Genomic DNA, 12,395 nt, shown 5'->3' on the forward strand with positions numbered 1-12,395 from the left:
CAAGGCAACACCCCCACCGGAGGTTCCCGTGAAACCGCTCTGGAAGCAGTTGCTGTACCTGCATGGCCATGCCCTGCCCACCGACCTGCGCTGGCGCGAGGATGCGCCGGCCGCGCGCGGCCGCCGCTCGCCCGCGGTTCGGCCGGTGCCACCGATGCTGCGCTGGCGCGACGTGCTGCGCGCGGCCTTGCTCCCCTGAGGTCCGGTCGCCCGCCCCTGCCATGCGGGGGCGGGCCTCTTTGGTCTTCCCTCGCGTGGGAGGCGCCGGTGAGCGACCCGCTTGATTCGGACGCTGCCCGCTTCCATCTAGACGGTTTGCGCGCCCACCCGAGGAATCCCCATGCCACTGCGCCCGCTTGGCCGCTCGCCGCTCGCCGTCGCCCCGTTCGCGCTGGGCGGCAACGTGTTTGGCTGGAACGTCGATGAAAAGCGCTCGTTCGAGCTGCTCGACGCCTTCGTCGACGCGGGTTTCAACCTGATCGACACGGCGGACGTCTATTCGGCCTGGGTGCCGGGCAACCGGGGCGGCGAGTCGGAAGCGATCATCGGCAAGTGGCTCAAGGCCAGCGGCAAGCGCGACCGGGTGGTGATCGCCACCAAGGTGGCCAAGTGGGCCGAACAGCCGGGCCTGTCGCCGGTCAACATCCAGCAGGCCGTGGAAGGCTCGCTCAGGCGCCTGCAGGTCGACTGCATCGACCTCTACCAGGCGCACGAGGACGATGCCTCGGTTCCGCTGTCCGAGACGCTGGGCGCGTTCGGGCGGCTGATCGAGCAGGGCAAGGTGCGCGCGATCGGCGCCTCCAACTACAGCGCCGACCGCTTCGCCGAGGCCCTCCGGGTATCGGCCGCGCACGGCCTGCCGCGCTACGAGTCGCTGCAGCCGGAGTACAACCTGGTCCGGCGCGCCGGCTACGAGCGCGAACTGGAGCCGCTGATCCGGCGCGAACAGGTCGGCGTGATCAGCTACTACGCCCTGGCCAGCGGTTTCCTTACCGGCAAGTACCGCAGCGAAGCGGACCTGGCCAAGAGCCGCGCCCGCGGCGACGGTGTGCGCAAGTACCTCGACCCGCGCGGCCTGGGCATCCTCGATGCGCTGGACCGCGTCGCGGCAAGCCATCAGGCCACGCCCGTGCAGATCGCGCTGGCCTGGCTGATCGCCCGGCCCGGTCTCACCGCACCCATCGCCAGCGCCACGAGTATCGAACAGCTGCAGGAGTTGCTGGGCGCGGTGAAGCTGGCGCTTTCGCCGGACGAGATCGCGTTGCTCGACCAGGCCAGCGCCGAGGATTGACCGCTGCCGGGAAACCGTGCGGGCGGCATCATCCGGCCGGACGATACGCGCTACTTCGATGGGGCGGCCGCATCCTCGTCGACATCGGGTGCCTCGACCGTGTACCCGTCGGCCGCGAGTGCCGCCAGATAGCCGTCCGGCCGCAGCGCCTCGTCGATCGACAGCAGCGCGAAGGTATCGCGGTTGGCGGCGAGCGCACGGCGCGCCTGCGCCAGCCAGGCTTGCCGCACCTTGCCCCGGACGTCTTCCAGTCCCAGCTTGCGGGCGAAACCGGCGCCGGCGACCGCGTCGACGCAGGGGATGTCGTCCGCGCGACCGGCCAGTTCCCGCAGCGCCTGCAGGTCGCCGGTGGCCCAGGCGTTGGCGCGCGTGCCCATGCGGGCCACGTCGGTCTGCACCCGATCGAGCATGCTCTCGAAGCACGCGATGTCGTCCAGCCGCTCGCGCTTGAAGTCCTTCACCAGCGCCCTGGGGTCGTCGACCGTCAGCACGTAATTGGTGGGCGTGCGCGGGATGCCCTTGTCCTTGGCCGCCTTCAGCAGGATCGGCACCACGCCCTTGCGGTCCATGCCGGCGCGCTTGATGGCGGCCTTGTACAGCTCGAAGCCGGCGAACAGCGGCCGCCACCTTTCCACCTTGCCGTCATGCCCGATGTAGCGTGCCTTGAGCGCCTGCCAGCGCGCATAGTCGGCCGGGGGCACGACCTCCGCTAGCCTGGCGTGATCGGGGTTGTTGCGGATGCCGATCAGGCGCGGCAACAGGGCGAGCGTGCCGAAGAAGCCCAGCTTCGCGTGGAGCTTGATGCCCGGCTCGAGCAGCAGCTCCTGCGATTGGCCCAGCCGCTGCAGCACGTCGCGCGATTGCCACCGCATGTCGCGCGGCAGCGGATCGAGCGTACCGAGCACCCACAGCACGTGCCCCTCGGGCGAGATCACCTTCCACAGGCCGGGGCCGGGTTGCTCGCCGCTGACCATGACCGGCGCCAGGGTGGTCACCGAGGCGGGCGGCACGGGCAGGGCCTGCCCGCTGGCGGCGGAGGGTCCTGGGGCGGCGAGCAGCGAACACAGAAGGATCGGCAAGATGCGCATCATTGAGGGTCCATCCCTGGCACGCCGAGCATCTTACAAACCACCCCGGACATGAAAAAAGGGCGCCCATGGCGCCCTTTTCCTCTTCAGACCTTCAGCGTCGCCAGCGCGTCGTTGAAGGTCGTGCTCGGGCGCATCGCCGCGCCCGTGCGGGCGAGGTCCGGGTGGTAGTAGCCACCGATGTCCACGCCCTTGCCCTGCGCACCGTTCAACTCGGCCACGATCGCCGCCTCGTTGTCGGAAAGCGCCCTGGCCAGCGGCGCGAAGGTGGTCTTCAATGCGGCGTCCTCGTCCTGTGCGGCGAGCGCCTGTGCCCAGTACAACGCCAGGTAGAAATGGCTGCCGCGGTTGTCCAGCTCGCCGACCTTGCGCGCAGGTGACTTGTTGTTGTCCAGGATCCGGCCGTTGGCTACGTCCAGCGTCTTGGCCAGCACGCCGGCGCGCTTGTTGCCGTAGGTGTCGGCCAGGTGCTCGAAGGAGGCGGCCAGCGCCAGGAATTCGCCCAGCGAATCCCAGCGCAGGTAGTCCTCCTCCAGGAACTGCTGCACGTGCTTGGGCGCCGAGCCGCCGGCGCCGGTCTCGAACAGGCCGCCGCCGGCCATCAGCGGCACGATCGAGAGCATCTTGGCGCTGGTGCCCAGTTCCATGATCGGGAACAGGTCGGTGAGGTAGTCGCGCAGCACGTTGCCGGTGACCGAGATGGTGTCCTGGCCCTGGCGGATGCGATCCAGCGAGAAGCGCATGGCCTCGACCGGCGGAAGAATGCGGATGTCCAGGCCGGCCGTGTCGTGGTCCTTGAGGTAGCGCTCGACCTTGGCGATCAGCTGCGCGTCATGCGCACGCTGCGGATCGAGCCAGAACACCGCCGGCGTGCCGGACAGGCGCGCGCGGGTGACGGCGAGCTTGACCCAGTCCTGGATCGGCGCGTCGCGGGTCTGGCACATGCGCCAGATGTCGCCCGCCTCGACCGCGTGTTCGAACACGGTGCGGCCATCCTGGTCGGTCACGCGCACGGTGCCGTCGGAGGCGATCTGGAAGGTCTTGTCGTGCGAGCCGTATTCCTCGGCCTTCTGCGCCATCAGGCCGACGTTGGGCACCGACCCCATGGTGGACGGGTCGAACGCGCCGTGCGCCTTGCAGTCCTCGATCACCGCCTGGTAGATGCCGGCGTAGCTGCGGTCGGGGATCAGCGCGAGGGTGTCCTGCAGCTCGCCCTTGGCATCCCACATCTTGCCGGAGTCGCGGATCATCGCCGGCATCGAGGCGTCGACGATCACGTCGCTGGGCACGTGCAGGTTGGTGATCCCCTTGTCCGAGTTGACCATCGCCAGGCCCGGGCGCTTGGCGTACTCGGCCTGGATGTCGGCCTTGATCGCCGCCTGCCGGTCTTCCGGCAGCTGGCCCAGGCGCGCGTAGAGGTCGCCGATGCCGTTGTCGCGGTCGAAGCCGACCTGCTTCAGTTCTGCGGCGTACTTGTCCAGCACGTCCTTGTAGAACTCGCCCACCACCACGCCGAACATGATCGGGTCGGAGACCTTCATCATGGTGGCCTTCAGGTGCAGCGAGAACAGCACGCCCGCTTCCTTGGCCTGGGCGATCGCGGCGTCGACGAAGCGCGCCAGCGCGGCGCGGCTCATCACCGCGGCGTCGACGATCTCTCCGGTCTGTACCGCGACCTTTTCCTTCAGCACGGTGGCCGCGCCGCCCTTGGCCACCAGCTCGATCTTCAGGCTGCCCGCCTTGTCCATCGTGGCCGACTGCTCGGAACCGTAGAAATCGCCGGCGTCCATGTGCGCCACGCGAGTCTTCGAACCGGCGCTCCACTTGCCCATCCGGTGTGGATGCTTGCGCGCGTAGTTCTTCACCGAGGCCGGTGCACGACGATCGGAATTGCCTTCGCGCAACACCGGGTTCACCGCGCTGCCCTTGATCTTGTCGTAGCGGGCCTTGGCGTTCCATTCGCCAGTGTCCTTGGGCTCGTCCGGATAGTCGGGCAGCGCGTAGCCCTGCGCCTGCAGCTCCTTGATCGCGGCCTTCATCTGCGGCACCGAGGCGCTGATGTTGGGCAGCTTGATGATGTTCGCCTCGGGCGTGGTCGCCAGCTGGCCGAGCTCGGCCAGGTCGTCGGTGACCTGCTGGTCGTCCTTCAGGTACTCGGGAAACTGCGAGAGGATGCGCGCGGCCAGCGAGATGTCGCGCGTCTCCACGCCGATGCCGGCGGTCTGCGCGAAGGCTTTCACGATCGGCAGCAGCGATTGGGTGGCGAGGAAGGGCGCTTCGTCGGTCAGCGTGTAGATGATCTTCGGGCTCTCGGACACTTAGGCAACCTCTCGCGGGCAGGGGAGCGGCGCACGTCACGTTCGCCGCGGACAAGAGCGTTATTTTCGCGCGATCGGGCGATGCTGGCTATCGACCGGACATACGCGGGCGCATGCCTGGACGCGCGCCACGCGCCGTGTCCTGCATGCGCCGCGCCGGCAGATGCCCCGACCAGGCGAACCTGCGCTCAGCCGCCGCTGATCGGGAAGGTCTGCGTGCCGCCGGAAGCGGCTGGCGCCGGCTGCCTGGCCGGCGTGGCGGTGGAAGACGGACGCGCGCTGCCGCACTGATAGGCGCCCCACGCCTGCGAGCCGTCGGTCGGCTCGCCCAGGGGCTTGACCGTATCGGCGTTCATCTTGGCCGCCTCGTTGCGCGCCATCACCTCGAGTTCGTCGCGCACCTTGATGTCGTTGCGGTCGACCGGGCCGACGTGGTCCATCACCGAGACGGTGACCTTGCCCAGGTCGCGGCATTGCGACACGTCGCCGCTCCAGGCAGTGCGCACCTGCTTGCCCGCATCGTCGAGCGTGATGCCCCAGGTGCAGGCGCCGAGCAGCAGGATGGGAACGAGCAGCAGCGGGGTCTTGCGCATGGACGGGCTCCGGCGGGGCGATCGGGAAGAGGCCATCGTACCTTGGCCGGTCGCCGCCGGGCTGAATCCTCTCCCCCGGCCGCGCCGGGGGAGAGGCGGCTTTCACTCCACCGGCTTGCCGTCGGCGTCGAGCACCTGCACCTTGCCCAGCTTGAGCGCGCGCACCGGCGCCTCGATCTTCTTCAGGTCACCCACGATCACCCAGGTCAGATGGTCGGGGTGGATCACCTCCTGCGCTGCCGCCTGCACCTGCGGATCCTTCAGCGCCTCGATGCGTGCCTTCTCGGTCTGCACCCAGTCGTCCGGGCGGTCGTACAGGGCGATGTCCTCGATCGCGCCCATCACCGCCGAGGTGGTCTGGTATTCGCCCGGCAGGCTGCGCACGTCGCCTTCCTTGATCTTGGCGATTTCCTGGTGGGTCAGCGGCTGCTTGCCGACCACGCCGCGCGCTTCGGCCAGGATCTGCCCGGCCGACGGCGCGGTCTTGTCGGTCTGCACCGGCGCGTACATCAGGAACGGGCGCTGGCCCAGCGCATCGGGCATGAAGCTGTAGGCGCCATAGGCCCAGTGCTTGTCCTCGCGCAGGTTCATGTTCAGGCGCGAGGTGAAGGTGCCGCCGAAGGCGCCGTTCATGGTCTCGATGTCGAGGTTGTTCGGCGTCTTGGTCGAGGGCGCCAGGCTGCCGGCCAGGATCAGGCTTTGCTGTGCGCCGGGACGGTCGATCAGGAAGACCCGCGAGGCAGCGGGCGCGGCCACCTTCGCCAGGTTCTTCGCCGGCACCTTGCCGGCGCCCGGCTTCCAGTCGCCGAACACCTTGTTCAACTGCGGGATGACCTTGCCCAGCGTGGTGTCGCCGGCGACCAGCACCTTTACGTTGTCCGGGCGGATGAAGTCGCCCATGAAGCGGCGCATGTCGTCCACGTCGAGCGAGGTGATCGATTGCACCGTTCCGGAGCCGGTGAACGGAATCGCGTAGGCATGGCCTTGGCCGTAGAGCAGCGGCGGCAACGTGCGCAGCGCGATGCCGATCGGCTGGCTCTTCTCCTGCGCGATGCGCGCCAGCCACTGGCCGCGCAGGCGCGCCACGTCGTCCCTGCGGAAGGCCGGGTTGCGCACGATGTCGGCGAACAGGGTGAGCGAGGGCGCGAGCTTGTCGTTGAGCGCGTTGAGCGAGGCGTTGCAGAAATCCAGCCCGCAGCCGCTGCCGATGATCGCACCCAGGCGCTGCTCGCGCTTGGCGATCTCGACCGAATCCAGGTCCTTCGTGCCTTCGTCCAGCATCGCCATGGTGAAGCTCGAAGTGCCGAGCTTGCGGCCCTGATCGGCGGCATAGCCGGCGTCGAACAGCAACTGCACCTGCACCGCCGGCACTTCGTGGCGCTCGGCCAGGGTCACCTCGATGCCGTTGGCGAGCTTGCCGTGCTGCAGGGTCGGGAAGGTCAGGCCGGGGAAGCGGGTCACCTCCGGCACGCCCTTGCTGCGGTCCACCGCGCTGGGTGTGGTGCGGTAGTTGCCCCTGGCGGCGAGCTTGGGCTCGGGTTTGCCTGGCAGCGCGGGACGGCCGCCATACGTGGCGAAGTCGGTCTCCTCGACCTTGCCCGGGCTGACCGTGAGCGTGTAGTCACCCCTGGATATCCACTTGTCCGCGGAGGCCTTGACGCTGGCCGGAGTGGCCGCCATCAGCGCGTGGAAGTCCTTCAGGTAAGCGGCCGGATCGTTCTGGTAGAGCTGGCCTTCGGCGAGGATCGAGGCCTGCGTGTTGACCCGTTCCAGGCCACGCACGAAGGCGGCACGGATGCCGGTCTTGACGCGCTCGAGCTCGTCGGCGGTGGGCCCGTCCTTGAGGAACTTCGCCCACTCGTCGGCGACGGCTGCCTCGACCTTGGCCGGGTCGGCGCCCTTTTTCACGTCCACCTGCAGCTCGAACAGGCTGGCCAGCGCGTGCTGCTCGATGTCGACCGAGACGTCGTCGGCGAGCTTGTCCTTGTAGACCAGCCGCTGGTACAGGCGCGAGGTCTTGCCGCCGCCGAGCACCGCCGCAGCCAGCTGCAGCTGGTTGAGTTCCAGGTCGGTGCGCGAGGGCACGTTCCACTCGCGGTAGATGCGCGTCTGCGCCACGTTGTCGGTCATCGTGCCGCGGGTGGACCGGGTGCGCGGGGTGATCCACACCTGCGGGCGCGGTACGGCGGGACCGGCGCCGATGTCGCCGAAGTACTTGAGCATCTTCTCCTTCGCCTGCGCCGGCGTGATGTCGCCGGCGAGCACGACCACCGTGTTGGCGGTGCCGTAGTAGTCCTTGAACCACTGCTTGACGTCGCCCAACGAGGCCGCGTTCAGGTCGGCCATCGAGCCGATGGTGTCGTGATGGTAGGGATGGTTGGCCGGGAAGGCCTCGGCCTGGATCAGCTCGCCGACGCGGCCGTAGGGCTGGTTCTCGTCCTGGCGCTTCTCGTTCTGCACCACGCCGCGCTGCTCGTCCAGCTCCTTCTGGCCGATCGCGCCGAGCAGATGGCCCATGCGGTCCGATTCCATCCACAGCGCCATGTCCAGCGCGGTGGTCGGCACTGTCTCGAAGTAGTTGGTGCGGTCCAGCCAGGTGGTGCCGTTCTGGTCGGTGGCGCCGGCCAGCTCGAACGGCTTGAAGTATTCGTCCTTGTGGTTCTCCGAGCCCTGGAACATCAGGTGCTCGAACAGGTGCGCGAAGCCGGTCTTGCCCTTCGGCTCATAGGAGGAGCCCACGTGGTACCACACGCTCACCGCCACCACCGGCGCCTTGTGATCCTCGTGCACGACCACGGTCAGCCCGTTGGGCAGGGTGAAGCGGTCGTACTTCAGCTCGGGGATCTTCGACGCCTGTGCCGCGGGGGCGTCGGCGGCCTGCGCCACCGGCAGCAGGGCCGGCACGACGAACAGGCTGGCGGCAATCAACGCCAGCGCGGTCTTGGGTGGGAAACGCTTTGCCACGGTGCAACCTCCCGTCTCACGAATGAACGCTGAGGCTATCGGTGCGGGGCAAGCAGGCACAAGCGACAAAGGATACGTGGTTGTCCGGGACGGTGTCCGCCCGCGGACCGCACACTGTCCGCGGACAATCCATGCGGATCGCGGTGCGGCTGACAAACGTCACAGGATCAAGGGGTTCGCCGGCACTGCATGGCTGGCACGAGGCTTGCCACAGTACTCGCACAGGACACCACCCCATCGCCCAAGGAACCCAACCATGAAACTCGAGAACCTGTTGCTGCGCAGCCTGTTTGCCGCCTGCCTGCTGGTGTGCGGCTGGATCATGGCCTCGATGCTGTTTACGCCCGGCCCGGTGCAACTGGCCGGCAGCGGCGCCGACGGCAAGATTGGCGTACTGATGGCCGTGCCCGGCACCTGCATGCTGCCGCCCGACGGCGTGGTCTGCCCGCGGCTGGCCAGCTGAGCACACGACGGACTGGGCCCATCCGCGCCGCGCGCGGATAATGGTTGGATGTTGCATGTCATCCTCTACCGCCCCGAGATCCCGCCGAACACCGGCAACGCCATTCGGCTGTGCGCCAACACGGGTGCCTCGCTGCACCTGATCCGCCCGCTCGGCTTCGAACTGGACGATGCGCGCCTGCGCCGCGCCGGCCTGGACTACCACGAGTACGCCCGCGTTGCGGTGCATGAGGACCTCGACGCCTGCCTGCTCGCGCTGGGCGAGCCACGCGTGTTCGCGTTTTCCACACGCGGCCGCGTCGCCCACGTGGACGCCCGCTACGCCGAAGGCGACGCGCTGCTGTTCGGTTGCGAAACCGCGGGGCTGCCGGAGGAGGTATTCGGGGCGATACCGCCCGAACAGCGTCTGCGCCTGCCGATGCGACCGCAGAGCCGCAGCCTCAACCTCTCCAACACCGTGGCGGTGGCGGTTTACGAGGCGTGGCGCCAACTGGGTTTCACGGGCGCCGCCTAGCGCGCGCCCCCGCGGCGGGCGCGCCTTCCAAGGCGCCGCCGCGACAGCCCTGCCCGCTACAATCGCGGGATGAACGCCCCTCTCCCGAACGCCTGGCTCCCGCAGCCGCTGCGCAAACTCGCCGGCCGTGCGCTGGAAACCGCGCTCAACCACACGCTGTCGCTCGACCCGGACACCCGGCAGAAGCTCGGTGCACTGGAAGGCCGCAGTATCCAGTTGCACCTGCGCGGACCGGAACTGGCGCTCGGCGTGACGGTGCACAACGAGCGCCTGAAGGTCGGGCCGCCCCAGGGGCTGAGCCAGCTGCGCGTGGCCGCCAGTCCCGGCAGCCTGCTTGCCATGGCGTTGCGCCGCGGCGACGAGGGCGTTTCGCCCGGCAAGGTGGAGATTGCCGGCGATGCGGACCTCGCGCGCCGGCTGGAGAAACTGGCCAGCGGCTTCCAGCCGGACTTTGAGGAAGCCTTCGCGCGCAGCTTCGGCGACGTACTCGGCGTGCCGATGGCGCAAGCCATCGCCAGGGGGCTGCGCCATGCGCGGCAGGGCGCCGGGCAGTTCACCGAGGACGGTGCCGACTGGCTGCGCGACGAAGCGCGGCTGACCCCGGCGATGGGCGAGGTGGACGACTTTCTCGATGGAGTGGACGCGCTGCGCGAACGCACCGAACGCCTGGAAGCCCGGCTGGCACGCCTGCGCCAGCGCATGGGGCCACGCGCATGACGCCGTTGAAGGTGGCACCCGGCGTGCTGCGGGTCGCCTCGGTGCTGCTGGCCTGGCGGCTGGACGAACTGGTCGACGCGGCGCACCTGTACCGACCGCTCAAGCTGCTGCGCCCACTGCTGGCGCGTCCACGCCCGGGGGCCCGCGCGCTGCCGAGGGGTGCGCGCCTGCGCCTGGCCCTGACCGAACTCGGGCCGATCTTCGTCAAGGCCGGTCAAGTGCTGTCGACGCGCCGCGACCTGGTACCGGCCGATATCGCCGACGAGCTGGCACAGTTGCAGGACCAGGTGCCGCCCTTCCCCGGCAGCGAGGCGCGCACCATCGTCGAGCGCGAGCTGAAGGCGCCCATCGGACGGCTATACGCCCACTTCGACGAAAGCCCGCTCGCCTCCGCCTCGATCGCACAGGTGCACGCCGCCACTCTGCACGACGGCCGAGCGGTGGTGGTCAAGGTGCTGCGCCCGGGCATCGAACAGAAGATCGCCCGCGACGTTGCACTGATGCGTTCGCTGGGCGAGCTGGCGCAGCGCTGGCATCCCAACGCGGACAAGATCCGTCCGCTCGACGTGGTGGCCGAAGTCGAGAAGATGCTCGAGAACGAGCTGGACCTGCAGCGCGAAGGCGCCAGCGCCAGCCTGCTCAAGCGCAACTTCGAAAGCGGCGTCGACCTCTACGTACCGGCGGTGTACTGGGATTTCACCGCCGCGCGCGTGCTCACGCTCGAGCGCGTGCACGGCGTGAGCGCCGACGACGTTGCCGCCATCGATGCCGCCGGGATCGACCGCAGGGCGCTGGCGGCCAAGGGTGTGCGGGTGTTCTACGAGCAGGTGTTCCGCGACAACTTCTTCCACGCCGATGCGCATCCCGGCAACATCTGGGTGGACCTGGAACGCCGCACCGAGCCGCGCTTCGTGGCGCTGGACTTCGGCATCATGGGTTCGTTGCCCGAGGCCGACCAGTACTGGCTGGCGCAGAATTTCATCGCGTTGTTCGAGCGCGACTACGCGCGCATCGCGCAGTTGCACGTGGCCGCCGGCTGGATGCCGGCCACGGTGCGGCTGGACGAACTGGAGGCGGCGATCCGCACGGTGTGCGAGCCGTACTTCACCCGACCGCTGTCGCAGATCTCGCTGGCCGAGGTGGTGGTCAAGCTGTTCCAGACTGCGCGGCGCTTTGAGCTCACCCTGCAGCCGCAGCTGATCCTGCTGCAGAAGACCCTGCTCAACATCGAGGGCGTGGGGCGCATGCTCGACCCGGATATTGACATCTGGGCGGTGGCGTACCCGGTACTCAAGCGCATACTGCGCGAGCGCTACAGCGTGCGACGCACCTTGCGGGCGGTGCGCCAGCGGCTGCCCGAATGGCTGCACGCGGCACCGCAACTGCCCGAGCTGGTGCGCGACGCGCTGCGCCAGGTGGCCAGCGGTGAGCGTCGGCAGCTGGTCGACTCGGCGGAACTTGCCCTGCGCGCGGAACTCGCGCTGCGCCGGCGGCGCGCGTTGCTGGGCGGCTTATTCGGCGCCGCGCTGCTTGGTTGCGCCACCTTGCTGTGGATCGCCGGTGGGCCGGATGGTTCGGACTGGGTCGCCGCGGGCTGCCTGGTGGCGAGCCTGCTCGCTTTCCTCGCCAGCGCCCGCCGCTGATCCGGCGACGGCCTCGCGAGAGTCCGCTCGCTGGCCCCGCGGGAACCTCCCATGCTCGACATTCTCCACCAGGACGACGCCCTGCTCGCGGTCAACAAACCCGCGGGCCTGCCCGTGCACCGCTCGAAGCTGATCGGTCCGGCTGACGCGTTCCTGATCGACCTGCTGCGCGAGCAGGTCGGCGGCGAGTTGTTCCTCGCGCATCGGCTGGACCGCGCCACCAGCGGGGTGCTGCTGGTCGCCCGCTCGGCCGCCGTGGCCGCCGCGCTGGGCGGGCAGTTCATGGAACGCGAGGTGCACAAGCAGTACCTGGCGGTGGTGCGCGGCTGGCCCGAACCGCCCGAAGGCCTGGTCGATTACCCGCTACCCGGCTCGCGCGGGACCGGCCCGCGACGGGAGGCGCGCACGCGCTACCAACGCCTGGCCACGGTCGAGGTGCCCATCGCACTGGGCCGCTATCCGCAGCAGCGTTACGCGCTGGTGCTGGCCGAGCCGGAAACCGGGCGTTTCCGGCAGATCCGCAAGCACATGGCGCACATCCACCACCCGGTGATCGGCGACTGCCAGCACGGCCGCGGCGACCACAACCGCCTCTACAAGCAGCATTTCGGCTGCCACCGGATGCTGCTGCATGCCTGGCGTTTGCGCATCACCGATCCGGTCAGCGGGGAACGGCTGGCCATCGAGGCGCCGCTGGACCCGGACTATGCCGCGCTGCTGGCCCGTTTCGGCTGGGCGCTCGCGCAACCGCAGGCCACCCGTCCGTAGGCATTGCAAGGAAGCCCGACGGGGCCGCTTCGTTCAT

At 69.1% G+C, this 12,395-nt stretch carries 11 protein-coding genes; 7 read left to right on the forward strand and 4 right to left on the reverse strand.

Annotated features, from left to right (window positions below; all coding sequences use genetic code 11):
• Window positions 1-28 precede the first annotated feature (28 nt).
• Window positions 29-199, forward strand: a complete 171-nt coding sequence (locus BMZ38_RS17805) for a hypothetical protein (RefSeq protein WP_175483771.1) — start codon at window positions 29-31, stop codon at window positions 197-199.
• Between the two features lie 141 nt (window positions 200-340).
• Entirely contained in the window at window positions 341-1,291 is a 951-nt protein-coding gene (locus tag BMZ38_RS12490; protein WP_091338089.1) for an aldo/keto reductase, read from the forward strand.
• A 50-nt stretch (window positions 1,292-1,341) separates the two neighbouring features.
• On the opposite strand, the gene BMZ38_RS12495 is transcribed toward BMZ38_RS12490, so the two are convergent.
• The 4 genes from BMZ38_RS12495 to BMZ38_RS12510 form a co-directional block, all read right to left on the reverse strand.
• Window positions 1,342-2,382, reverse strand: a complete 1,041-nt coding sequence (locus BMZ38_RS12495; protein WP_245747277.1) for a TraB/GumN family protein — start codon at window positions 2,380-2,382, stop codon at window positions 1,342-1,344.
• An 83-nt stretch (window positions 2,383-2,465) separates the two neighbouring features.
• Window positions 2,466-4,697, reverse strand: a complete 2,232-nt coding sequence (locus BMZ38_RS12500; protein ID WP_091338093.1) for an NADP-dependent isocitrate dehydrogenase — start codon at window positions 4,695-4,697, stop codon at window positions 2,466-2,468.
• Between the two features lie 188 nt (window positions 4,698-4,885).
• Window positions 4,886-5,290, reverse strand: coding sequence for a DUF4156 domain-containing protein (locus BMZ38_RS12505; RefSeq protein ID WP_091338097.1), 405 nt, complete (start codon window positions 5,288-5,290; stop codon window positions 4,886-4,888).
• Between the two features lie 102 nt (window positions 5,291-5,392).
• Window positions 5,393-8,254 (reverse strand): M16 family metallopeptidase, encoded by a 2,862-nt coding sequence (locus tag BMZ38_RS12510; RefSeq protein ID WP_425431884.1) that lies wholly within the window; start codon window positions 8,252-8,254, stop codon window positions 5,393-5,395.
• Between the two features lie 256 nt (window positions 8,255-8,510).
• Between BMZ38_RS12510 and BMZ38_RS12515 the strand changes: the two genes are divergently transcribed.
• From BMZ38_RS12515 to BMZ38_RS12535, 5 genes are all read left to right on the forward strand, one after another.
• Window positions 8,511-8,717, forward strand: coding sequence for a hypothetical protein (locus tag BMZ38_RS12515; RefSeq protein WP_091338100.1), 207 nt, complete (start codon window positions 8,511-8,513; stop codon window positions 8,715-8,717).
• A 48-nt stretch (window positions 8,718-8,765) separates the two neighbouring features.
• Window positions 8,766-9,230 (forward strand): tRNA (cytidine(34)-2'-O)-methyltransferase, encoded by a 465-nt coding sequence (locus BMZ38_RS12520; RefSeq protein WP_091338103.1) that lies wholly within the window; start codon window positions 8,766-8,768, stop codon window positions 9,228-9,230.
• Window positions 9,231-9,299: 69 nt separating this feature from the next.
• Entirely contained in the window at window positions 9,300-9,947 is a 648-nt protein-coding gene (locus BMZ38_RS12525; RefSeq protein ID WP_091338107.1) for a ubiquinone biosynthesis accessory factor UbiJ, read from the forward strand.
• Entirely contained in the window at window positions 9,944-11,590 is a 1,647-nt protein-coding gene (gene ubiB / locus BMZ38_RS12530) for a ubiquinone biosynthesis regulatory protein kinase UbiB (protein WP_091338109.1), read from the forward strand. Before BMZ38_RS12525 ends, ubiB begins: the two co-directional genes overlap by 4 nt.
• 51 nt (window positions 11,591-11,641) lie before the next feature.
• Window positions 11,642-12,358 carry a pseudouridine synthase gene (locus BMZ38_RS12535; protein ID WP_091338112.1) on the forward strand — a complete coding sequence of 239 codons (717 nt, stop codon included), beginning with the start codon at window positions 11,642-11,644 and terminating at the stop codon, window positions 12,356-12,358.
• Window positions 12,359-12,395: the final 37 nt, after the last annotated feature.

The sequence above is a fragment of the Frateuria terrea genome, from assembly GCF_900115705.1.
GTDB classification, from domain to species: Bacteria; Pseudomonadota; Gammaproteobacteria; order Xanthomonadales; family Rhodanobacteraceae; genus Frateuria_A; species Frateuria_A terrea.